General features: G+C 61.6%; 21 protein-coding genes. 14 read left to right on the top strand and 7 right to left on the bottom strand.

Annotation, left to right across the window (positions count from 1 at the left end; all coding sequences use genetic code 11):
* Positions 1–54: 54 nt before the first annotated feature.
* Together AACT07_RS15660 and AACT07_RS15655 are read left to right on the top strand one after the other, a co-directional pair.
* Positions 55–570 (top strand): ClbS/DfsB family four-helix bundle protein, encoded by a 516-nt coding sequence (locus tag AACT07_RS15660; RefSeq protein ID WP_069528746.1) that lies wholly within the window; start codon positions 55–57, stop codon positions 568–570.
* A 248-nt stretch (positions 571–818) separates the two neighbouring features.
* Positions 819–1,274 carry a hypothetical protein gene (locus AACT07_RS15655; protein WP_069528744.1) on the top strand — a complete coding sequence of 152 codons (456 nt, stop codon included), beginning with the start codon at positions 819–821 and terminating at the stop codon, positions 1,272–1,274.
* Between the two features lie 75 nt (positions 1,275–1,349).
* Here the strand turns inward: AACT07_RS15655 and argH are convergent, their stop codons facing one another.
* From argH to argC, 5 genes are all read right to left on the bottom strand, one after another.
* Positions 1,350–2,735 (bottom strand): argininosuccinate lyase, encoded by a 1,386-nt coding sequence (argH, locus tag AACT07_RS15650; protein ID WP_069528743.1) that lies wholly within the window; start codon positions 2,733–2,735, stop codon positions 1,350–1,352.
* A gap of 211 nt (positions 2,736–2,946) precedes the next feature.
* The gene (locus tag AACT07_RS15645; protein WP_033115910.1) at positions 2,947–4,182 is read right to left on the bottom strand and encodes an argininosuccinate synthase; all 1,236 of its coding nucleotides are present in this window, start codon (positions 4,180–4,182) and stop codon (positions 2,947–2,949) included.
* 84 nt (positions 4,183–4,266) lie between these two features.
* Positions 4,267–5,178 carry an ornithine carbamoyltransferase gene (locus tag AACT07_RS15640; protein WP_069528741.1) on the bottom strand — a complete coding sequence of 304 codons (912 nt, stop codon included), beginning with the start codon at positions 5,176–5,178 and terminating at the stop codon, positions 4,267–4,269.
* Between the two features lie 25 nt (positions 5,179–5,203).
* Positions 5,204–5,983, bottom strand: a complete 780-nt coding sequence (argB, locus tag AACT07_RS15635) for an acetylglutamate kinase (protein WP_040099221.1) — start codon at positions 5,981–5,983, stop codon at positions 5,204–5,206.
* 22 nt (positions 5,984–6,005) lie between these two features.
* Positions 6,006–7,013: an N-acetyl-gamma-glutamyl-phosphate reductase gene (argC, locus tag AACT07_RS15630; protein WP_021231253.1), complete on the bottom strand. Its 1,008-nt coding sequence runs from the start codon at positions 7,011–7,013 to the stop codon at positions 6,006–6,008.
* 271 nt (positions 7,014–7,284) lie between these two features.
* On the opposite strand from argC, the gene argE reads away from it, so the two are divergent.
* From argE to AACT07_RS15605, 5 genes are all read left to right on the top strand, one after another.
* Positions 7,285–8,430, top strand: a complete 1,146-nt coding sequence (argE, locus tag AACT07_RS15625; RefSeq protein ID WP_069528739.1) for an acetylornithine deacetylase — start codon at positions 7,285–7,287, stop codon at positions 8,428–8,430.
* Positions 8,431–8,661: 231 nt separating this feature from the next.
* A complete protein-coding gene (ppc, locus tag AACT07_RS15620) occupies positions 8,662–11,295 on the top strand; it encodes a phosphoenolpyruvate carboxylase (protein ID WP_069528737.1) in 2,634 nt (877 codons plus the stop codon).
* A gap of 343 nt (positions 11,296–11,638) precedes the next feature.
* The gene (gene ybaK, locus AACT07_RS15615) at positions 11,639–12,103 is read left to right on the top strand and encodes a Cys-tRNA(Pro) deacylase (protein WP_021231249.1); all 465 of its coding nucleotides are present in this window, start codon (positions 11,639–11,641) and stop codon (positions 12,101–12,103) included.
* Positions 12,104–12,219: 116 nt separating this feature from the next.
* On the top strand, positions 12,220–13,011 hold the full coding sequence (locus tag AACT07_RS15610; protein ID WP_069528735.1) for a substrate-binding periplasmic protein: 792 nt from the start codon (positions 12,220–12,222) through the stop codon (positions 13,009–13,011).
* A 112-nt stretch (positions 13,012–13,123) separates the two neighbouring features.
* Positions 13,124–14,008 carry a transporter substrate-binding domain-containing protein gene (locus tag AACT07_RS15605; protein WP_069528733.1) on the top strand — a complete coding sequence of 295 codons (885 nt, stop codon included), beginning with the start codon at positions 13,124–13,126 and terminating at the stop codon, positions 14,006–14,008.
* Here the strand turns inward: AACT07_RS15605 and AACT07_RS15600 are convergent.
* Entirely contained in the window at positions 14,002–14,886 is an 885-nt protein-coding gene (locus tag AACT07_RS15600; RefSeq protein WP_005336083.1) for a LysR family transcriptional regulator, read from the bottom strand. The two genes, AACT07_RS15605 and AACT07_RS15600, sit on opposite strands and share 7 nt — an antisense overlap.
* 134 nt (positions 14,887–15,020) lie before the next feature.
* Here AACT07_RS15600 and AACT07_RS15595 point away from each other — a divergent pair, with 134 nt between their 5' ends.
* The 4 genes from AACT07_RS15595 to AACT07_RS15580 all read left to right on the top strand — a co-directional run bounded on the left by AACT07_RS15595 (position 15,021) and on the right by AACT07_RS15580 (position 18,219).
* On the top strand, positions 15,021–15,422 hold the full coding sequence (locus AACT07_RS15595; protein WP_040069042.1) for a CidA/LrgA family protein: 402 nt from the start codon (positions 15,021–15,023) through the stop codon (positions 15,420–15,422).
* Positions 15,415–16,104, top strand: coding sequence for an LrgB family protein (locus AACT07_RS15590; RefSeq protein WP_005341581.1), 690 nt, complete (start codon positions 15,415–15,417; stop codon positions 16,102–16,104). Before AACT07_RS15595 ends, AACT07_RS15590 begins: the two co-directional genes overlap by 8 nt.
* Before the next feature lie 74 nt (positions 16,105–16,178).
* The gene (locus tag AACT07_RS15585) at positions 16,179–17,078 is read left to right on the top strand and encodes a hypothetical protein (protein WP_069528731.1); all 900 of its coding nucleotides are present in this window, start codon (positions 16,179–16,181) and stop codon (positions 17,076–17,078) included.
* Positions 17,079–17,355: 277 nt separating this feature from the next.
* Entirely contained in the window at positions 17,356–18,219 is an 864-nt protein-coding gene (locus tag AACT07_RS15580) for a patatin-like phospholipase family protein (protein ID WP_069528729.1), read from the top strand.
* Positions 18,220–18,309: 90 nt separating this feature from the next.
* Here the strand turns inward: AACT07_RS15580 and mutS are convergent, their stop codons facing one another.
* Positions 18,310–20,892 carry a DNA mismatch repair protein MutS gene (gene mutS / locus AACT07_RS15575; RefSeq protein WP_069528727.1) on the bottom strand — a complete coding sequence of 861 codons (2,583 nt, stop codon included), beginning with the start codon at positions 20,890–20,892 and terminating at the stop codon, positions 18,310–18,312.
* Between the two features lie 250 nt (positions 20,893–21,142).
* On the opposite strand from mutS, the gene AACT07_RS15570 reads away from it, so the two are divergent.
* The 3 genes from AACT07_RS15570 (at position 21,143) to AACT07_RS15560 (ending at position 23,333) form a co-directional block, all read left to right on the top strand.
* Positions 21,143–21,634: a CinA family protein gene (locus AACT07_RS15570; RefSeq protein ID WP_069528725.1), complete on the top strand. Its 492-nt coding sequence runs from the start codon at positions 21,143–21,145 to the stop codon at positions 21,632–21,634.
* Positions 21,635–21,714: 80 nt separating this feature from the next.
* Positions 21,715–22,779, top strand: a complete 1,065-nt coding sequence (gene recA / locus AACT07_RS15565; RefSeq protein WP_005348744.1) for a recombinase RecA — start codon at positions 21,715–21,717, stop codon at positions 22,777–22,779.
* A 44-nt stretch (positions 22,780–22,823) separates the two neighbouring features.
* Positions 22,824–23,333: a regulatory protein RecX gene (locus AACT07_RS15560; protein ID WP_069528782.1), complete on the top strand. Its 510-nt coding sequence runs from the start codon at positions 22,824–22,826 to the stop codon at positions 23,331–23,333.
* Positions 23,334–23,378 lie beyond the last annotated feature (45 nt).

Below are 23,378 nucleotides of genomic sequence, written 5' to 3'. Positions count from 1 at the left end.
GGTTGCGGCAATCGCCTCGGCTGCACCGCAAGCAAATCTGAAAAGGGGAGAGCAATGGGGATCCCGCAAAACAAGGCCGAGCTGCTGCTCGCGATCGATACCAATTTCGGCAAGCTGTTCAAGGCGTTGCAGGCCGTCCCCGAGAGCCGGGTGCGGGAGCCGACCCTGGCAGGGCACAGCAAGGGAACCACGATGAGCGTCGCCAATCTGCTGGCCTACCTTATCGGCTGGAACGAACTGGTGATCAAGTGGATCGAGCGGGATGAGGCGGGTCTGCCGGTTGATTTCCCCGAGACCGGCTTTAAGTGGAACGAGTTGGGCGGGCTGGCCAAAAAGTTCTATCGGGATTACGAGGGGCTCAGCTATCCGGTGTTGTTGCAGCGATTGGCGGCCGCCAGAGGGCACATCATCGAACTGGTGGAGGCACGCAGCGACCAGCAGCTGTATGGCTGCCTCTGGTATGAGAAGTGGACGCTCGGGCGGATGATCCAGTTCAATAGCGCCTCCCCCTATCTCAACGCCAACGGGCGGCTGCGCAAGTGGCTAAAAGAGTTGGCGATCCGGATGTGAAAAGAGGGCGATAGCTGCCCGGGGGCGGCGGCAAAACGCTTTGCCACCATATTGCCACTACCGCCTGTGGCGGCAGCTACTGGCCGCCTGGCACCCCTTTGCGCTCGGCCATCTGCTGCGTGCTGGTTGAATAAATAGATCAGCCATTCAAGGGATTAGCCGGTGCAGTGCGTTTTATCGCCGTGCTGGTCCCGCTTATGCACTCCTCCTGGCAACACCATCAAGGGTCGTTGTCGCGGAGAGTTATCATGATCAGCAGCCTGCTTCCCCTTGCCTCGATCGCCCTCAAGCTGGGCAGTCAGCTGCTTGGCAGCAGTAGCAAACCTGAGCCTGTGCAGCAAACCGTGCAGGAAGAGCGCCTCGCCCCGACCGTCCAGAGTCTGTTCCAGCGGCTCGGTATCAAGGATGCCGATAGCGAACAGAACCGCTCGGCCATCAACCACTTTATGGGGGAGCTGATGCAGACTCTGGGGCAGGAAAATAGCGGTCAGTCACTCCCAGCCGCCATCGATAGCGCCCGCAACCAGCTGGCCAACGGCCCCCAGAGCACCCGCCTCGATGCGCTGCAAAGTGAACTAGATACCCTCAAGGGTATCCTTGGTGCCAGCGATCTCAATCTCGATCAGCTGCTCGGTGCCTTTAAACAGACCCTGCCCAATGGCAAGGGGGAGGGAGTGGGCAAACTGCTCAATGCCAGCGCCTGAACAGCGGTAAGCAATAAAAAACGGCAACCTGAGGTTGCCGTTTTGCTTTCTAGTTCGAATGGCAAGCTGGTTGGTTTAACCCGTCCGTTTTGCCAGCCAGGTTTCGGCTGTGGTCAGGGCCGCTTCCACCTGCTCCCGAGCGACACCGCCTTTGGCAACCCGTTTGGCCAGGGTCGCTTCCAGCTCCAGATTGGGGTAGACGTCGAACTCGATCACCGGGCTGAAGCGCTGGAACTCGCCGATGGATAGCTCCTCCAGCGGTTTGCCCACGCTGATGGCAAAGACCACGGTTTCGCCGACGATATGGTGCGCTTCACGGAACGGAATCCCCTTGGCTACCAGATAGTCCGCCAGTTCAGTGGCGTTGGCATAGCCGCCCTGCGCCGCCGCCATGGTGCGCTCGCCGTTGACCTTCAGATCGATCAGTACCAGCGCCGCCATATCGAGGCAGTCGTGCCAGGTATCGAGGGCATCGAACAGCCCCTCTTTGTCTTCCTGCATATCCTTGTTGTAGGCCAGCGGCAGCGCCTTGAGGCTCATCAGCATGCCCATCTGGGCGCCGACCACCCGGCCGGTCTTGCCGCGGATCAGCTCCAGCGCATCCGGGTTTTTCTTCTGCGGCATCAGCGACGACCCTGAGGTAACCGCGTCGGAGAGCTCGACAAAGCCCGCCTCGCCGGTGTTGTAGAAGATAAGGTCTTCGGCAAAGCGCGACAGGTGGGTCATGGAGAGGGACGCCACGTGCATCAGTTCCACCACGTGATCCCGATCGGAGACCGAATCCAGACTGTTGCGGGTGGCGCCACCAAAGCCCATGTCGAGCGCCAGCGCTTCGCGGTCGATGGCGTAGGCAGTGCCCGCCAGCGCGCCGCAGCCTAGGGGGCTGGTGTCGAGGCGTTTGAGGGCATCCTGCAGGCGGGAGTAGTCCCGCTCCAGCATCTCCACATAGGCCAGCGCCCAGTGAGCGAAGGTGACCGGTTGGGCCCGCTGCAGGTGGGTGTAACCGGGCAGCACCGCGGCCTGATTGGCACGAGCGGAGGCGACCAGTCCCTGCTGCAGGGCGGTGATGGAGCCGAGCAGCAGCTCGCCCTGCGCCTTGCACCAGAGTTTCAGGTCGGTGGCGACCTGATCGTTGCGCGAGCGGCCGGTGTGCAGCTTCTTGCCAAGATCGCCGACGGCGGCGATGAGCTGGCTCTCGACCCAGGAGTGGATATCTTCGGCATCCGAATTGAGGATCTGCTGGGGATCCTGCTGCACCGAGGCGAGCAGCACCTCCATCGCCTGTTGCAACTTGCCCTGCTCATCGGCGGTCAAGACGCCCACCTTGACCAGCGCTTTGGCCCAGGCCATGGAGCCCTGAATATCCTGCTCCGCCAGCCGGTAATCGAACCGCAGCGAATCGTTGAACTGCTTGAACCGGCTATCGGCTCCCTGACTGAAGCGTCCACCCCAAAGTGCCATACTGCTCTCCTTGAATGCGTTGTCGGCGGCGCCCTGGCCACCGAGCTTGAAATCGTGCCCTGTTTTTCTGCGAGCCTGTTATCTCACAGAAGCGGCCGGGGCGCTGCCGCTCTTGTCACACCAGCTGATGATGGGTCAGGGGGCTATGCTCTCTGCCTGTAGAAGAGGGGGCCATGCCCCCTCAACGGAATCAACGGGTTATCGCACTTGCTTAGCCGTGGGTATGATCACCACCGATGGCCTGATGCTGCTCCTTCATGGCGCGGATCCGGCTGGCCAGGGTGTAGAGACGGATAAAGCCTTCGGCATGGCTCTGGTCATACACTTCATCGGCCCCGAAAGTGGCGAAGTCTTCGGAGTAGAGGCTGTTCGGCGACTTTTTCTGCACCGCGGTGACCTGACCCTTGTACATCTTCAGCACCACTTCACCGTCGAGATCTTCGGCGATGGCGTTGGCAGAGGCGAGGATCGCCTTGCACAGCGGGGTGAACCAGCGACCGTCATAGACCAGATGGGAGAACTCTGCACCCAGCTTCTCCCGCCAGGCGCGGGTCGGGCGATCCAGTACCAGCTCTTCCACGGCGCGCAGCGCGGCAACCATCACGGTACCGCCCGGGGTTTCGTAGCAGCCGCGGGACTTCATGCCCACCATCCGGTTTTCGGTGATGTCGATGCGGCCCACGCCGTGCTTGCCGGCACGCTCGTTCAGGGTCATCAGGATCTGGTGCGGGCTGAGCGGCTGGTCGTCAACGGCCACCACTTCACCCTGCGCCACGGTCAGCTTGACATACTCCGGCTGATCTGGTGCCTGTTCGGCCGGTACGGTCCACTGCCAGACCGCTTCGGAGGGCTCGTTCCAGGTGCTCTCCAGCTCGCCACCCTCGGTGGAGATGTGCCAGGCGTTGGCGTCGCGGCTGTAGATCTTCTTCAGGGTCGCCTTGCAGGGGATGTTGCGGGTCTCCAGATAGGAGAGCAGATCTTCCCGGGAGCGCATGTCCCAGATCCGCCACGGGGCGATCACTTTCAGCTGGGGCGCCAGCGCAGCGACCGCGCCTTCGAAACGCACCTGATCGTTACCCTTGCCGGTACAGCCGTGGGAGATGGCATCGGCCCCTTCCGCCAGTGCGGCCTCGACCATCGCCTTGGCGATCACCGGACGGGCCATGGAGGTGCCCAGCAGATAGGTGCCCTCATAGACGGCGCCGGTCTTCAGGGTCGGATAGACGTACTCTTTGACGAACTCTTCGCGCAGATCCTTGATGATGCACTTGGTGGCGCCGGAGGCGATCGCCTTCTGCTCGATCCCTTCCAGATCGTCGCGCTCCTGACCGACGTCGGCCACGAAGGCGATGATTTCGGCATCATAGTGCTCTTTCAGCCAGGGGATGATGGCCGAGGTATCCAGTCCACCCGAGTAAGCCAGTACGATCTTGTTGATTCCGCTCATGTTACTTCTCTCCGTGATGATTCGATGATGACTCAATAAAAGTGTCGTGATTCAGGTTGAGTGCTGCGTTACTTGTTGCCCTGACTATTTATGCCCAAACAGGGTCAGCAACACGGCGTTCTGGATATGCATCCGGTTTTCGGCCTCGTCCATGATGAGGGAGGCGGGGCCATCCATCACCTGCGAGGTGATCTCCAGCTCCCGGTGCGCCGGTTGGCAGTGCAGCACATGCTGGATGCCGGTGCGGTCGAGCAGGGCCTGGTTGATCTGGTAAGGCATAAAGAGGTCTTTGACCTGCTCCATCGGGGTGTTGTCACCCATGGAGACCCAGGTATCTGTGTAGGCCACGTCAAACCCTTCGATATCCGCCACGTCATCACTGATGTGGATGGTTGCCCCCGACTTGGCCGCCAGCGCCTGCGCTTGCAGGAAGATCTGGGTATCCGGGCCGTGGCCTTTCGGGCAGATCAGGGTCACGTCGGTGCCGAGGGTTGCCCCCAGCAGCAGCAGAGAGTGGCTGACGTTGTTGCCATCACCGAGGTAGGCAAGCTTCACCTTCGACAGATCGTCGTAGTGCTCGGCAATGGTCATAAAGTCGGCCAGCCCCTGACAGGGGTGGTAGAGGTTGCACAGGCTGTTCACCACCGGCACAGAGCCGTGTTCAGCAAGCTCAACAAGCGTCTGGTGATCGAACACCCGGGCGACGATGGCATCACACCAGCGCGACAGGTTGGCGGCGAAATCCTTCACCGACTCCCGCTTGCCCAGCGCGCCGTTCTGCTGATCCAGATAGACGCTGTGGCCGCCCAGTTTGGCGATGCCGATGTCGAAGGTGACCCGGGTGCGCAGGGAGGGCTTCTCGAACAGGGTGACCACGCTCTTGCCGGCCAGTGCCTGGCTGTATTTCTTCGGGTCGGCCTTGACCGCTTTGCCCAGCGCAATCAGCGCTTCAATCTGGGCTTTGTTCAGATCACTGTCTTTCAGAAGATGTTGCATCGGATGTTCCTTGTTCCGGTGGAGATCAAATAGCTACCTGGGTACCGACCGCGCCGCCAGCCAGCAGCTTGAGCAGCTGATCCGGGTAACGCCAGCTGGCGACACAGACCGGCTTGCCGAGGGTCTCGGCGGCGTGCAGGGCCGCTTCTACCTTGACCGCCATGCCGTCCGTGATCACCCCTTTCTCCATCAAATCCAGCGCGGTCAGCTTGTCGAGTTGGGGCACCAGCTTGCCCTTGCCATCCAGGATGCCGCTCACATCGGAGAGCATAACCAGATCGGCACCGAGTGCCTCGGCAATGGCGGTGGCCGCCTGATCTGCGTTGACGTTCATCAGTTGCCCCTCGGCGGTGATGCCGATGGAACTCACCACCGGCAGGAAGCCCTGACCGAGGATGCCTGCTACCAGCGCCGGGTTGCCCGGCTTGCACTCGCCGACCGCGCCGAGGTCCGGGTCGAGCTGGGTCACCTGACACAGGCCGCCGTCGGCGAGGCAGAGCCCCACCGCCGGAATGCCGGTGGCGATTGCCTTGGCCATCATCTGCTTGTTGGCGGTCCCTGCCAGCGCCCCGGCAATAAAGGGGATCTGCTCGAACGGGGTCACCCGCAGACCGTTCTTCTTGGTAGAGGTGAGACCCAGCCCCTTGAGCAGGTCATCCACCAGACAGCCACCGCCGTGCACCAACACCAGCGGGCGGTGCTGATCGTCGAGAAAGGTTTTGAGGGTGGCGAACAGGGCGGTCAGCGCCTCGTCGTTCTCGATAAGGGCGCCGCCCAGCTTGATTACCAACGTCTGTTTGTCCATGTTCGAGATCCTTCCTAAGTCCTTAAATCAGGCCGGTGGCCGGTTCAAAACCAAATTTGATATTTATGCACTGCATGGCTTGCGAGGCGGCGCCCTTGAGCAGGTTGTCGATGGCCGAGACCACCACCAGCATGTTGCCCTGCTGTTGCCAGGCGATGTCGCAGTAAGGGGTGCCCGCGACGCCACGAATGGAGGGCATCTGGCCGGTGAGGCGCACCAGCGGCTTGCCTTCGTAAGCCTTGAGGAATGCCTGATCCACCTGGGTGGGGGTGACGCCGTCCGCCAGCTGCACATAGATGGTGGCCAGAATGCCGCGCACATAGTTGCCAAGGTGGGGCTGGAACAGCACCTCCTTGCCGAGGTGGTGGCTGATCTCCGGCTGGTGTCTGTGATTGAAGGTGCCGTAGGGGTTGAGGCTCACTTCGCAGAAGCTGGTGTTGATGGCCGCCTTGCGTCCTGCGCCGGAAACCCCGGAGACGGCGTTGATGATGGGCTGCCACCCCTTGGCAATCAGACCATCCTGCTGCAGCGGCTTGAGAGCACAGAGGGAGGCGGTCGGGTAACAACCGGGCACCGCAATCAGCTGGGCGGTGGCGATTGCATCGGCGTTCCACTCAGCCAGGCCATAGACGGCCTGATCCAGCCACTGTTCGCTGTCGTGGGTGAAGCCGTAGAAGCTGTCGTAAAAGCCCTGATCCTTGACCCGGAAGGCACCGGAGAGATCGAATACCGGCAGCCCCTTGGCGAGAAACTTGGGGGCGAGCTCGGCGCTCACCTCGTGGGCGGTGGCCAGCAGCACCAGATCGGCCTGGGTCAGGATCCGGGTCATGCCATCGTCGTCCAGCGGCAGCAGCGGCTGATCGAGGGCGCCGACCCACTGGGGATGCAGGGAAGAGAAGCGCTTGTGGGCATCCTGACTGCCGGCGGAGACGTAGAGGCCGAACAGTTTTAGTTGTGGATGGTTCTGTACCAGTGCGGCCAGTTCGGCTCCCGCGTAGCCACTGGCACCGACGATAACGGTGTTAAGCATGTTGAATATTCCAAGTCAGAGTTCGAGATTCACAGCATGACGCTGCAGTGCACAAGGGTGTTCGATCGCCCCTTTGCACAAGTGCGGAGGGGCAATTCAGGCGGGTGTGTGTCGTCGGTTATAGATCAGGTGACAGAACATTAACTTTCCCTTACAACTAGAAGCCTTTGTTGATGAGCCAGATATTCAGGTAAAATTACAGAATATTCATGCACTCACTTTGCATTTGTATTTTCTAACAGAAACATTCCGGGGACGCAAGGAGGAGCTGATGGCCAATCTGGATTTTTTTTCACTTTATAAGAATATTATTGCGATTCCCTCTATCAGCAGCACGGATCCCAAGTGGGATCAGAGCAATGAGGCGGTGATCCGGCTGCTGGCCGACTGGTTCGGTCAGCTCGGTTTTCAGTGCGAGGTAACGGCGCTCCCCGATCTGCCGGGCAAGTTCAATCTGGTGGCGACGATTGGTCAGGGGGAGGGCGGTCTGCTGCTGGCAGGCCACACCGATACGGTGCCGTTCGATGAGGGGGGCTGGAGCAAGGATCCCTTCAAGGTGACCGAAGAGGGCAATCGCCTCTATGGCCTCGGCACCATCGACATGAAGGGCTTCTTCGCCTTTATCGTCGAGGCGCTCAAAGAGATCGACCTCACCAAGCTGACCAAGCCGCTGCGCATTCTCGCCACTGCCGACGAAGAGACCACCATGGCGGGGGCCCGCGGCATCGCCGCGGCGGCCGAATTGAAACCCGACTACGCCGTGATTGGCGAGCCGACCGGGCTGGTGCCTGTGGTGGCCCACAAGGGACATATGTCGGAGGCGATCCGTATTACCGGCAAGAGCGGTCACAGCTCGGATCCCGCCAACGGCGTCAACGCCATGGAGATCATGCACAAGGCGATGGGGCAGGTGCTGCGCTTGCAGCAGGATCTGAAAGATCGCTACGCCGACCACCGCTTTGCCGTGCCGCAGCCAACCCTGAACCTGGGTTACATTCAGGGCGGTGACAGCCCGAACCGTATCTGCGGCTGTTGCGAGCTGCATATCGACCTGCGACCCACTCCGCAGGTGGGGCCGGATGAGTTGATGGGGATGCTCAAAGAGGCGCTGTCGCCCATCGAGATCCACCAGCCGGGCTGTCTGCATCTGCAACATCTGCATGAACCCATTCCCGCCTACGCCTGCGCCGACGACTCTGTGCTGGTGCGCGAAGCTGAGAAGGCGAGCGGTCGCGCCGCCGAGTCGGTCAACTACTGCACCGAGGCGCCGTTTATCCAGCAGCTTGGCTGCGAGACCATCGTCATGGGCCCCGGCCATATCACCCAGGCGCATCAGCCTGACGAGTATCTGGATCTCTCCTTCGTCAAGCCGACCACCTCGGTGTTGCAGCACCTGATCAGACGTTTTTGCCTGTAGCTGCGGCGGTGAAAGGGGCGTAAAAACTGTAAGTAAGTTACATAACAAGCCGGTTGTGGAGTGGTGATGGAAATACATGTTCTGAATCGGCCTGTTATTTGACCTTGCGCAGACAATCTGGGTAGATTGTCACCCTAAGATGACGGAGCATATGTTGTAATCGCACAACAATAAGTGAGGTCGTCTAGCACCCCGGATGGGTGTCAGGCACCAACAAGATAAGGATGTGGAATGAACGAAAAGTACGCCGCACTACGCGCCAACGTAGGTATGCTGGGTCAGCTGCTGGGTAAATCCATCAAGGATCATCAGGGTCAGGCCTTTCTCGACAAGATCGAAACCATTCGCCAATTGGCCAAGTCCTCCCGCAAGGGCAATGAATCAGACCGGGAACGTCTGCTCGATACCCTGCGCACCCTGAGCGATGACGAACTGCTGCCGGTGGCCCGCGCCTTCAGCCAGTTCCTCAATCTGGCCAACGTGGCGGAACAGTTCCACACCATCTCCCGTCGCTGCGAAGAGCAGGTCTGCACCCCGGACCCGCTGGAGCAGATGTTCGACAAGCTGAAAGCCTCCAACCTGTCGCAAGAGGCCATCATTGCGGCCGTGCGCGAGCTGGATATCGATCTGGTGCTGACCGCCCACCCCACCGAGGTGACCCGTCGCACCCTGATCCACAAGCACGTGCAGCTCAACGACTGCCTCGAGGCGCTGGAGCTCTCCGACTTGCTGCCCCGCGAGCGGGACAAGATCCTCAACCGCATCGAGCAGCTGATCAATCAGGCGTGGCACACCAACGAGATCCGCGAACAGCGCCCGACTCCGGTCGACGAGGCCAAGTGGGGTTTTGCGGTGGTGGAGAACAGCCTGTGGCCCGCCATTCCTGAATTCATGCGCAATCTGGACGAGCGTCTGCAACACCATCTGGGTGTGCGGCTGCCGCTGGATGCCGCGCCGGTCAAGTTCACCTCCTGGATGGGCGGTGACCGCGACGGCAACCCCTTCGTTACCGCCAAGGTGACTGCCGAAGTGCTGGAGCTGGGCCGCTGGATGGCGGTGAGCCTGTTCTACAAAGACATCAAGGAGCTCACCTCCGAGCTCTCCATGTCCGACTGTACCGACGCCGTGCGTGCTCGCGTTGGCGATCACCCCGAGCCCTACCGCGCGCTGGTGCGCGAGCTGCGTGAAGCGCTGCGCGAAACCAAGGAGCACCTCACCGCCAAGGTGCAAGGCCAGGCTAGCGAGAGCCAGGATCTGGTCAAGACTACCGCCCAGCTGCGCGAGCCGCTGGAGCTCTGCTACCACTCATTGCACGCCTGCGGCATGGGCAACATCGCCGATGGCATGCTGCTGGACGTGCTGCGCAAGGTCGCCTGTTTCGGCATCCATCTGGTCAAGCTGGATATCCGTCAGGATGGCGAACGTCACGGGCTGGTCTTCTCCGAGCTGACCCGTTATCTGGGTCTGGGTGACTACGCCGAGTGGAGCGAAGATGACAAGCAGGCCTTCCTGCTCAACGAACTGAATTCCCGCCGCCCGCTGATCCCCCACGACTGGGAGCCGAGCGCCGAGGTGCGCGAAACGCTGGATACCTGTCAGGTCATCGCCGAGCACGACCCCGATGCGTTCGGTATCTACATCATCTCCATGGCCGGTGCGCCGTCCGATGTGCTGTCGGTGCAACTGCTGCTCAAAGAGGCGGGCTGCAAGTTCCGCATGCCGGTCGCCCCGCTGTTTGAAACCCAGGATGACCTGATGGCAGGCACCGCCGTGATGGAGCGCCTGCTCTCGGTGGACTGGTATCGCGGCTACATTCAGGGCCGTCAGTACGTGATGATCGGTTACTCCGACTCTGCCAAGGATGCGGGCATGATGGCCGCCGGCTGGGCCCAGTACGCCGCCATGGAATCCCTGGTGGGACTTGCCGAAGCCAACAATATTCGCCTCACCCTGTTCCATGGCCGTGGCGGTACCGTCGGTCGTGGTGGTGCGCCAGCCCATCAAGCCATCCTCTCCCAGCCGCCGGGATCCCTGCGCGGTGGTCTGCGTACCACCGAACAGGGGGAGATGATCCGCTTCAAGTTCGGTCTGCCGAAAGTGGCGATCAAGAGTCTGGAGCTCTACACCAGCGCCGTGCTGGAAGGGAACCTGCTGCCACCGCCCAAGCCGAAAGAGTGCTGGCGCGAGGTGATGGAACAGCTGGCCGCCGACTCCTGCGATCACTACCGCAGTATCGTGCGCGGTCATCCGGACTTCGTCCCTTACTTCCGTGCCGCCACCCCGGAGATGGAGCTCGGCAAGCTGCCGCTCGGCTCCCGTCCCTCCAAACGCAAGCCCAACGGCGGCGTCGAGAGCCTGCGCGCCATTCCGTGGATCTTCGCCTGGACCCAGAACCGCCTGATGCTGCCGGCCTGGCTCGGTGCCCACAAGGCGCTGCAACAGGCGATCGACGGCGGCAAGCTGGCCGTGCTGGAAGAGATGAGCGCCCAGTGGCCCTTCTTCCGCACTCGTCTTGAGATGCTGGAGATGGTGTTCCTCAAGGCGGACGTCTGGCTCGCCGAGTACTACGACACCCGTCTGGTGCCGCAGGAGCTGTGGGGCCTTGGCAAACAGCTGCGTCAGGAGCTCGCCGAATCCATCGAGGTGGTGCTGAAACTGAGCCCGCGCGGGGATCTGCTGGAGGATCAGCCCTGGATCAAGGAGTCCATCAAGCTGCGCAATCCCTACACAGACCCGCTCAACGTGCTGCAGGCCGAGCTGCTCAACCGCTCCCGCAACCACCCGGAGACCCTGCACCCCGAGCTGGACAAGGCGCTGATGGTCACCATCGCCGGTATCGCCGCAGGGATGCGTAATACGGGTTGATTACCAGTCCAGGCCAACAGGCTTCAGCGATATCTATCAAGCCAAAGGGCGCCGACAAGGCGCCCTTTGTGTTTGTTGTCCGGAAGAATTTGGACAGATGGGAACCCCGTCTTGATGTGAGGCGGTATTTCGTAGGGTGCAATAAGCGCAGCGTATTGCACCACTCGAAAATGTGTTTTTCATGGAGTTATCCTGCATTTTATATGGCAAGTGGTGCAATTCACTTCGTTCATTGCACCCTACGGATGACGAGCGCAGATTGCCCCTCCGGCTTGCATCCCTCGCCACGCAGGCGCAGACTGTTTGGCCTTGTTTTTATGCGATTCGATTCAAGGCAACCATCATGACTCCAGCCATCAACCTGCTGAAGAAGCTCAAAATCCCCCACAAGCTCTACCCCTATGAGTGCGAAGCCCACGACGATTTCGGCAAGCATGCCGCGACCCAGCTCGGGCTGCCGGAGGCGCAGGTGTTCAAGACTCTGGTCGCCCATCACGACAAGCAGGCGGTGGTGGCCATCGTTCCCTCATCCGGTATGTGCAGCCTGAAGCAGCTGGCCAAGGCGACCGGTCTCAAGAAGGTGGAGATGATGAAACCGGCGGAAGCGGAGAAGCTGACCGGTTACAAGGTGGGTGGCATCAGCCCGCTGGGCCAGAAGAAATTGTTGCCCACTGTGCTCGACGAATCGGCGCTGCAGTTTGACGAGATCCTGGTGAGCGGCGGCAAGCGCGGCCTCTCGGTCGGCGTGGCGCCGCAGGATATGCTGACGCTGATGAAGTGGATCGCCGCTCCCATCGGCGAAGAGTAGTGCCGGGCACAGTGTGAACCTGCCCTCTGGGCCTGTGGTGGCCCGGATGTATCCTTGTTGGCTCACTCCTGGCTGATATAGTGGAGATGGAATAATTGCCGCCAAGGATATGGCCCATGCGCGCATCTGCCCGCTATCTGCTCTTTATTGCGTTGCTGCTGCCCGCCACCGGCGGTGCGGCTCCTGCCTTTACGCTGCGTACCTGCTTTGAAAACAGTGACTCCTACCCCTGGCTGCTGCAATCGGGGGAGGGGGTTGTGCAATATCACCTCAAGGCGGTTGCTACCGCTCTTGATGCCGAGATCGTGCTGACGCCGCTGCCGTGGAAGCGCTGCCTTTCTAGGGTGAGCAGTGGCCAGATGGATGCCGCCATCAAGATGAGTTATAGCGTCGAGCGGGCGACCAAGGTGGGGGTCTATCCCATGCGTGAGGGCAAACCCGACCCCGCCAAGCGGCTGCTGACCGAGAGCTACAGTCTCTACCAGCTCAAGGGGGGCAAGAGCCAGTGGGATGGCACCACCCTCAGGGTCAAGGGCATGGTGGCGGCCCAGTCGGGATTTTCCATCGTCGACTTGTTGCAGGCTGCAGGAGCCGAGGTGGATGACTCCAGCCGTGACCCGCTGATCATGTTGAAAAAGCTGGTGATGGATCGGGCGCAGGCGACCGCCATCCAGACCGAGGTGGCTGACAGTATTCTGGCGGCCAATCCCGCGTTGCAGACTCGCATCGAGCGGCTGTCGCCGGTGCTGGTGGAGAAGCCCTACTATCTGGTCTTCTCTCACCGCTTCTATCATGCCCATCCCCGACAAAGCCGGCAGGTGTGGGATGCTATCGAGCAGGTGCGCGACTCTGCTGCCTATCAGCGTTATGCCACATCGCTCAGAAGCACACCTCCGGTGGGTGAGTAGGCTGATGGACGCGACTGGCCGAAAAGGGGAGGAGAGCGTGGGGTGGTGGCAGGGCCGAGCGCCCACGCTCTGGGGCTACACTGAAAGTACCCCTTCAGCCAAGGCGCGGTTTATGTCACCCCTGCATCTGCTGGCCACCGCTCTGTTCTGCATGTTGTCGCTGACCGGACAGGCGGCCACCCGGTTTACCCATATCAGCCCGGAGAGCGAGCGGGATCCGCGCACTACTTATGATCGGGAGCTGCTGCGGCTCGCCCTCGACAAGACCCGCGACCAGTTTGGCGACTATCTGCTGGAGCCTGCGCCGCCCATGACCAAGGCGCGTGAGCGGCTCAGCATGCAGCTCGACAGCTACCCCAACCTCTTTGTGATGGACAGCTACAGCAGCACCCGCGAGGATCTGGGGCTCGCCTATGTCCGTTTTCCCATCCATCTGGGGATCGTCAGCTACCGCATCTGTTTTATCAGTCCGCAGCAAAAGGCGGCGGTGAGCAAAGTGACTGACCTCAAGGGGCTGCGCCAGTTCACCTTCGGTCAGGGCAAGGGGTGGCTGGATGTGGATATCCTGCGTTACGCCGGGATGGAGGTGGTGGAGGTGGAGGGGTACGAAAAGCTGTTCAAGATGGTGGCGCGGGGCCGCTTCGATCTCTTCTGCCGTGGGGTGAGCGAGCTGCGCAGCGAGCAGCTTACCCACAAGGAGATGACGGATCTGCTGGTGGATGATGCGCTGTTGATCTACTACCCGCTGCCCCGGGTCTTCTACACCAATCCCAACAATCGCGAGGCGCTGCAGCGGGTCGAACGGGGGTTGCAGCTGGCGTGGCAGGATGGCTCACTACAGGCGCTGTGGCGCAAGAGCTTTGGCCCGGCCATCGCCTTTGCCAAGCTCTCCCAGCGCCGGCTGTTGCGACTGGATAATCCCTTCCTCGACGGGATCAGCTTCGATTACCGCCCCTACTTCTACAATCCTCAGACCGATCGCTTCGGCGATTACTGAGGTGCCTGCCGCTGGCGGCAGAGGGCCAGCCAAGCCTCGGCAGTGCGCGACAGATAGCGCTCACTCGGCCAGATCACCCCGAGTCGCCAGCTCAATTCGGGCTCCAGCGGCCGCAGCACCAGACCATCCGGAGTCAGCCGGTTGCAGACCGGCTCCGGCAAGAAGGCGACCCCCATGCCGCTGCGTACCATGGCGGTGAGAAAATCCCACTGGCTGCTGCGCGCCGCCACCTGTGGCACAAAGCCCGCTTCCTGACACGCCTGCTCCAACCGCTCGCTCAGGGTAAACGCCTGGGTATAGAGCAGGAAGGGCTCCTCCTGCAGGGATTCCAGCCGCAGCGGCGCCTCGCCATGCCAGCGCGGTTGATCAGGCAGCACTACCCGGATCGGGTATTGATCCAGCTCCAGCGCGCTGAGGGCGCCCCCCTCTTTGGTCGGCAGCATGGTGATGGCGAGATCCAGCTCCCCCTCCAGCACCGCCTGTTCGATGCGGCGGCCGCCGTATTCCACCAGGGTCAGCTCCACCTTGGGATAGCGGGTGCGGTAGGCGCGGATCAGATCTGCATAGACGTGACCCACCATGGGGGGAATGCCGAGGGTGAGGCGACCATGTTGCAGGCTCTGCAGATCCGCCAGTTCGGCCTCCAGCTGCTGCATCTCAGCCAAGATGGTCTGGGCACGGTTGAACAGCACCTGGCCGCTGTCGGTCAGGGTGAAGCGGCGCCCTTCCCGGTTGAGCAGGGGCTGGCCCAGCTCCTCTTCGATATTGCGGATCATCTTGCTGATGGTGGGCTGGGTGACGAACAGCTTTTCAGAGGCGCGGGTGAAGCTTTTTTCCCGCACCAGTTCGACAAAATAGCGCAGGGCGCGAATATCCATGGACTCTCTCGACTCGTGTTGGCGGGTACAGAATGAAGTATGCCTATGCGGCATGAATTCGATAATTTTAATTCATTTCTGGCAGGTTTTGCTCAACTCTATACTGTGAGCCGGTTCACAGAAAGACGATAATCATGAAAGCCCTCTGCTTGCGCTGGTTACAGACTCCCTTCCAGATTGTGTTGCTGGCAGCCATCTGGCTGCTGGCCGATACCGCGGTGCGTACCCTCCATCTGCCGCTGCCCGCCAACCTCACCGGCATGCTGTTGCTGCTGGCCTGCATCCTGCTCGGGGTGGTTAAGGCCGAGTGGTTCAGCGCGGGTGCTCGCTGGCTGCTGGCCGAGATGCTGCTCTTCTTCGTCCCCGCCGTAGTCGCGGTGGTCAACTATCAGGATCTGCTGTTGCAGGAGGGGTGGCGCATCATGGTGGTGCTGCTGGTGAGCACTACGCTGGTGCTCGGCACCACGGCGCTGGTGGTGGACCGGGTCTACCGCCTCGAACTGAAACTGGCCCGCCGGAGTCGCCGTCATGTCTGATACCCTGCTCGGGCTGATCTGTTTCGCCCTCACCCTGCTCTTCTACTACGCCAGCAAATGGCTCTACGGCAAGAAACGCATCCTGCCGCTGATGCCCCTGCTGCTGGCGCCGACCCTGCTGGTGGCCGTGGTGCTGCTGTTCCACATCCCCTATCAGGATTACATGGCGGAATCCCACTGGCTGCTCTGGCTGCTGGGCCCCGCCACCGTCGCCTTCGCGGTGCCGGTCTACGAGAACCGCCAGCTCATTCGTCGCCACTGGTTGTCGCTGTCGGTAGGGGTGGTCGCATCGGTCATCATGGCGGTGGGGAGTACCGTGCTGCTGGCCCGCTGGCTGGATCTCTCCGACATGTTGCAACGCAGTCTGGCGATGCGATCCATCACTACGCCGTTCGCAGTGGAGGCGACCCGCGCCATCGGCGGTCAGAGCGACCTCACCGCGCTGTTTGTGGTGCTGACCGGCGTCATCGGCATGGCGGTGGGGGAGAGCGTGCTCACCGTGCTGGCCATTCGCAGTCGCCTCGGCAAGGGGGCGGGGTTTGGCGCCTCGGCCCACGGTGCCGGTACCGCCAGGGCCTATCAGATGGGTAATGAGGAGGGTGTGGTCTCCAGTATGGTGATGATGATCGCCGGTATGGTGACCGTGCTGCTGGCGCCCCTGCTGGGCCGGATGTTCTGGTAGGCCTGGCTTCCCTTTAGAAGGTGGCTCGTCCCGGCGCTACACTCTAGTGAGCCTGTATTTCCGGGATGAGCAGTATGACCTTTCATCGCCTCGCTTCCTGCTTGCTGCTGTGCAGCCTTTCCCTCCTTGTCAGTCCCCTTCGGGCGAGCAACGTCATCACTCATATCAGCCCCGAGAGCGATCGGGACTTGCGTACCCTCTATTTTCGCGATCTGTTGCAGCTGGCGCTGGAGAAGACCCGCGATAGCTTCGGTGACTACGAGCTGCGGACCGCGCCGCCGATGAACCGTATCCGGATGCGACAGATTGTGCAGACTCAGCAATACCCCAATCTGTTTGTGGCCGACAGTCTGCGTCCGGCCGCAGAGAGCGGAGCGCTGGATTACGTCCGTTTTCCGGTGGAGCTGGGCATCCTCGGTTATCGCATCTGTTTTGTCAGTCCGCAGCAGGCCGATGCGGTGGCAAGGGTCAATACCCTGACCGAGCTGCAGCAATTTCTGCATGGGCAGGGGCGTGGCTGGCAGGATGCGGAGATCCTGCGTCAGGCCGGTTTCAAGGTGCAGGAGATCGATGGTGACGAGCGGCTGTTCAAGCTGGTGGCGCGCGGTCGCATCGACCTCTTCTGCCGCGGGGCCAACGAGCTCTTTATCGAGCAGGAGCAGCACAGTGATCTGCCCGGCCTCACCGTGGATCGGCGAGTGGCGCTGCACTATCCCTTCCTCCATCTCTTCTACACCCACAAGGAGAATCAGGCCGCCATCCGCCGCCTCTCGGTCGGCCTCAAGCTGGCGTGGCGGGATGGCTCGCTGCAACAGCTCTGGCTGCGCCACTTCAAACCTTCCCTCGATCAGGCGCAGCTCCCCAGACGCCTGTTGTTCGAGTTGGCCAATCCGCGCTTGGATAAGGTGGACTTTGATTATCGGGCCTACCACTACGACCCCGTCGACGGGACGTTCGGGCCCGGGTTGCCTTGATCCTGATGGTGCTATTACCGGATAAAGGGCCGTCTCTGCTGATGTACTAAATCATGCCCAAAAGGCATGTTTTTTATTATTTAAATTCATTTTTTGAAGGTTGGTGCGCTGCATATACTGGGGGTCGCTTCACGGTTCAGGTTTGCTCCTGCCCGCTTCTGGCTTGTGCGAGTGAGCCTGAATCGTTCTGCTGCGGCGTCTTGATGTTCTGCATGAAGGCGTCCATCACTGGGCCGGGATCGATCCCGGCAGGTATTACAGCTGACGGAGCCTTGTTATGTTTAATCCCCACTCTTGTGCCCTGATTGTCGAAGGGGGCGCGATGCGCGGCATCTTTGCCAGCGGCGTGCTCGATGCGTTTGTCGAAAGTCACCACTACCCGTTCGATTTCGTCATGGGCGTCTCGGCCGGTGCCACCAATCTGGTCTCCTACCTGAGCGAGCAGCCGCGCCGCAGTCACCACATCATCACCGAGCTGGCTTGCAGCTCCCGGTTTCTCGATCCCCTGCGTTTCGTCAAAGGAGGTGATCTGGTGGACATCGGCTGGCTGTGGCAGGCCAGTCGCCATCACTTCCCGCTCGATCTCGAGACCTTCTGCGCCCGCGACATTCCCTTCTACGCGGTGGCGACCGATGTGGCGAGCGGCAAGGCCATCTATCTGCCGGTGCGGCCCGACAACATGGATGAGGTGTTGACTGCCACCTGCGCCCTGCCGGTGGTGCAGCACGATACCCCCTGCGTCGATGGTCGCCCGATGGCCGATGGCGGCATCAGCGACTCCATTCCGGTGATAGAGGCCTATCGGCGCGGGGCGCGGCGGATGACAGTGGTGCTGTCGGAACCCTGGGGATATCGCAAGAAGCCGGCCCGTTTTTGCTGGATGGTCAAAGCCTTGCTGAAAACCCAGCCTGCACTGGCGCAAGCCATGCTGGAGCGGGATCGCGCCTACAACCGGGCACTCGATTTCATTGCCAATCCCCCTGCCGATTGCGAGATCGAAGTGATCGCGCCACCGGCCGATTTCATGGTCTCCCGTTTTACCCAGGACCCGGTCAAGCTGGAGTCCGGCTATCTGCAGGGTTACTGGCAGGGGCGCCAGAGCCTGCTGCGGGCCCGTGGAGAGGCGCGAGCGGTGGCCTGACTGGTTTGCCGGGTGCTGAATATGATGCGCTGAACATAAAAAGGGGAACCACGCGGTTCCCCTTTTGCATGCTTGTGCGGCAGTCGCTGATTACAGCATCTGCTTGAGGCGATAGAGCAGGTCCAGTGCCTGACGGGGGGTGAGCTCGTCGGGGCGCATTGCTTCCAGCTCTTCCACCACCGGATGAGACTGCGGGGCGAGAGTCACCGGAGCCGGGCGGCTTTCACCTGCGGCGACCGGAGTGGCGCTCTCCAGCTCATGCAGTTTGTGACGGGCCTGCTGGATCACCGATTTCGGCACCCCTGCCAACGCTGCCACTTGCAGACCGTAGGAGCGGCTGGCCGCCCCCTCCTGCACCGCGTGCATAAAGGCGATGGTGTCGCCGTGCTCCACCGCATCGAGGTGGACGTTGGCCAGCCCGCTCATCAGCTCCGGCAAGCGGGTCAGCTCGAAGTAGTGGGTGGCAAACAGGGTGTAGGCGCCAATCTTGCTCGCCAGTTGCTCGGCGCAGGCCCACGCCAGCGAGAGGCCATCGTAGGTGCTGGTGCCGCGGCCAATTTCGTCCATCAGCACCAGACTGCGGGCGGTGGCGTTGTTGAGGATATTGGCGGTCTCGGTCATCTCCACCATAAAGGTGGAGCGGCCGGAGGCGAGATCGTCTGACGCTCCGATGCGGGTAAAGATGCGGTCGATGGGGCCGATGCGGGCGCAGTCGGCGGGGACGAAGGCACCGATATGAGCCAGCAGCACGATGAGCGCAGTCTGGCGCATGTAGGTGGACTTACCGCCCATGTTGGGGCCGGTGATGATCAGCATCCGCCGCTCCCGCTCCAGCCGGATAGGGTTGGCGATAAAGGGATCTGTCATCACCTGCTCAACCACCGGATGGCGGCCCGCCTCGATCAGGATCTGATCCTCATCGATGAGGGTCGGGCAGCGATAGTCGAGGGTCTCGGCCCGCTCGGCTAGGTTGGCCAGCACGTCCAACTCCGCCAGTGCGGCGGCGGAATCCTGCAGATCGCCGAGGTGGGGCAGCAGGGCATCGAGCAGCTCTTCGTAGAGCCGTTTCTCCAGCGCCAGCGCCTGGGACTGGGCGGTGAGTACCTTGTCCTCGTATTTCTTCAGCTCATCGATGATGTAGCGTTCGTTGTTCTTGAGGGTCTGGCGGCGGATGTAGTGGGCCGGCACCAGATGGCTGTTGGCGCGGCTCACCTCGATATAGAAGCCGTGCACCTTGTTGTAGCCCACCTTGAGGGTGTTGATGCCGGTCAGCAGCTTCTCCCGCTCCTCGATGCGGGCGAGGCTGGCGGTGGCGCCGTTGGCGAGATCCCGCAGCTCGTCCAGCTCCTGATTGAAGCCGTCACGGATGACGCCACCATCGCGGATCAGCACCGGCGGCACTTCCATCACCGCGCGCTCCAGCAGGTCGAGCAGCTCGGGGAAGGTGCTGGCCCGCTCGGCCAGCTGCTGCACCGCTTCGTGCTCGTTATCCGCCAGCAGGCGCTGCAATTCGGGCAACTGGGCGAAGGCCTGACGCAGGCGGGTGAGGTCGCGCGGGCGGGCCGAGCGCAGGGCGAGACGGGCCAGTACCCGCTCCACATCACCCACCTGACGCAACAGGTTGCCCAACTCGTCGTAGAGGTTCTGCTCGATGAGCTCCTTGATGGTGCTCTGGCGACCTTTCAGGATCACCCGATCGCGGATCGGCTGGTGGATCCAGCGCTTGAGCAGGCGGCTGCCCATGGGGGTGGCGGTGCGATCCAGCACCTCGGCCAGGGTATTTTCATAGCCACCGGCCAGATTCTGGGTCAGCTCCAGATTGCGGCGGGTGGCGGCATCCATGATGACCGCGTGATCCGGCTGCTCGAGGCGCACGTTGCGGATGTGGGGCAGGGCGGTACGTTGGGTGTCCTTGACGTACTGCATCAGGCAGCCAGCGGCGCACAGGGCGGTCTCGCTCTTGTCGACGCCAAAGCCCACCAGATCCTGGGTGCCGAACTGCTGGCAGAGCAGCTTGCGGGCGGTGCCCAGCTCAAACTCCCACTCCGGGCGGCGACGCAGGCCGCGGCGCCCCTCGATATGGTGCAGGAATTCGAACGATTCCGGGTAGAGCAGTTCGGCCGGATTGGTGCGCTGCAGCTCAGCCAGCAAGGTCTCTTCTTTCTCGAACTGGTTGATGAAGAAGCGGCCGGAGCCGATGTCCATGGTGCCATAGCCGAAGCGGCGGCCATCGTGGTAGACGGCGGCGATCAGGTTGTCCTGTCGCTCGCTGAGCAGCGCCTCGTCGGAGACGGTGCCCGGGGTGATGATGCGAATGACCTTGCGCTCCACCGGCCCCTTGCTGGTGGCGGGATCCCCCACCTGTTCGCAGATGGCGGCAGATTCGCCGAGCTGCACCAGCTTGGCCAGATAGCCCTCGATGGCGTGATAGGGCACCCCCGCCATCGGGATGGGGCTACCCGCCGACTGGCCGCGCTTGGTCAGGGAGATATCGAGCAATTGGGAGGCCTTGCGGGCATCGTCATAGAACAACTCGTAGAAGTCGCCCATCCGGTAGAACAGCAGGATCTCCGGGTTCTCGGCCTTGAGGGTCAGATACTGCTGCATCATGGGCGTGTGGGCGCTGAGATTGGCGCTTGGCGCGGCGCCAGTAGCTTGGTGTTGTGCGGTCATGTTCTATTCCAGAAGGGGCCTCTGCGGGCCCGGGTCTGCGGTGATGAGCCTTGAGCTTGATGGCGCCATTCTACACATAAGCGCCGAGACGGGGGAGCGGGTGTTCCGGGCGCGGTTGTTCTGCACTATTGAAGGCATGACGCCGGTGCGGCACCTCACATTGCGGCAGGCAAGGGCGGACTGCCGTGGTTGCGGGCGGCGCTAGCGGGATCGCATAATGTGCCTCTTGAGCGGATCAGAAGGAGTCGTGATGAAACTGGATGCAGAGATAGAGCACCTTGCCATCGAGCTGGGACGGGCCCTTGGCCAGCGGGGCTGGCTGGCGGCGACCGCCGAATCCTGTACCGGCGGCGGGGTGGCCAGCGCCATCACCGACATCGCGGGCAGCTCCGGCTGGTTCGATCGCGGATTTGTCACCTACACCAACGAGGCCAAGCAGCAGATGTTGGGGGTGAGCAGCGATAGCCTTGAGCAGCATGGTGCAGTGAGCGAAGCCGTGGTGCTGGAGATGGCCCGCGGCACGCTGGCGCACTCGTCTGCCTCCATCAGCGTTGCCATCAGTGGCATCGCCGGCCCCGGTGGCGCCACCGAGGGCAAGCCGGTCGGCACCGTCTGGTTCGCCTGGGCCGATCGCAACGGTCGTCACCACTCCCTGCTCGCCCGCTTCGACGGGGATCGCCGACAGGTGCGCCAGCAGGCGGTGAGACAGGCCTTGTCGGGTCTGTTGGCCCTGCTCAGATAAATTGGGCTTGATACTGTATGAATAGACAGTATACTTAGCCCAACTTCACTTCTTACTCACGATTTCCAGCGGAGATTGGCATGGATCAGAACAAACAGAAGGCACTGGCGGCTGCGCTGGGTCAGATTGAAAAGCAGTTCGGCAAAGGTTCCATCATGCGTCTGGGCGACAGCAAGACCATGGATATCGAAGCCATCTCTACCGGTTCCCTCTCGCTGGACGTGGCGCTGGGCATCGGCGGTCTGCCGTGTGGCCGTATCGTCGAAATCTACGGCCCGGAATCTTCCGGTAAAACCACCCTCACCCTGCAGGTGATCGCGGAAGCCCAGAAGAAGGGCAAAACCTGTGCCTTCGTCGATGCGGAACATGCCCTCGACCCTATCTACGCTGCCAAGCTGGGCGTCAACGTCGACGACCTGCTGATCTCCCAGCCGGATACCGGTGAACAGGCGCTGGAGATCTGCGACATGCTGGTTCGCTCCAACGCGGTTGACGTTATCATCGTCGACTCCGTGGCGGCCCTGACCCCGAAAGCGGAAATCGAAGGGGAGATGGGTGACTCCCACGTTGGTCTGCAGGCCCGTCTGATGTCCCAGGCGCTGCGCAAGCTGACTGCCAACATCAAGAACGCCAACTGCCTGTGCATCTTCATCAACCAGATTCGGATGAAGATCGGCGTTATGTTCGGTAGCCCGGAGACCACCACTGGTGGTAACGCGCTCAAGTTCTACGCCTCCGTGCGTCTGGATATCCGTCGTATCGGCGCCATCAAGGAAGGTGATGAAGTGGTCGGTAACGAGACCCGCGTCAAAGTGGTCAAGAACAAGGTGGCCCCGCCCTTCAAGCAGGCCGAATTCCAGATCTTCTACGGTGCCGGTATCTCCAAAGAGGGCGAGCTGGTGGATCTCGGTGTCAAGCACAAGCTGATCGACAAGGCCGGTGCCTGGTACAGCTACAACGGCGAGAAGATCGGTCAGGGCAAGGCCAACGTCATGAAGCTGTTCGCCGAGAACAAGGTGATGGCTGGCGAAGTGGAAGCCCGCCTGCGCGAGCTGCTGCTCTCCGGTGCCGTGCCAGTCGATGACAAGGCTGCACCGGTTGAGGCAGACGAGTTCGATGCCGAAAGCGAACAAGAGTTCGAATAAGGAACAAAGGAAGGCCGGGTAGATACCCGGCCTTGTTATTTATGATGGTTGATGAATCCGTTACCGAACCGGTCGAGCCTGCCAAACCGACCTTTGCAGAGCAGCTTACCGCCGCCCGCGCCTTTGCCATGCGCAGTCTGGCCCGCCGCGAGAGTGCCGAGTCCGAGCTGGCCAACCGGCTGCGCCAGCAGGGCTTCAATGAAGAGGTGATCGAGGCGGTGGTCGACTACTGCCGCGGTTACAACTGGGTCAATGACGAACGTTACGGCGGTATGGCTGTACGGGCCGGTGCCGCCAAGGGCCATGGCCCCATCAAGATCCGCTTCGATCTGCGCCGCAAGGGGCTCGACGATATGCAGATTGATGCCGCATTCGATCAGCCGGAGCTGGACTGGTTCGAACTGGCGTTTGCCCTGCTCGAACGGCGCGCCCGAGTGGCCGATCTGGCGGATTTCAAGCTGCGGATGAAGTGGCTCAAGTACCTGCTGGGGCGCGGCTTTACCCAGGATCAGGCCCGTTATGCCATCTCTGCCCTGCAGGAGCGGGAAGAGTAACGCCACTGCGTGGCAACCGTCGTTTTACCTCTCCTTATGGCAGGT

This window comes from Aeromonas sp. ANP5, assembly GCF_963870295.1.
Taxonomy (GTDB): Bacteria; Pseudomonadota; Gammaproteobacteria; order Enterobacterales; family Aeromonadaceae; genus Aeromonas; species Aeromonas veronii.
Note: the sequence above shows the minus strand (reverse complement) of the source record. Positions and strands in the feature narration are given on the sequence as shown.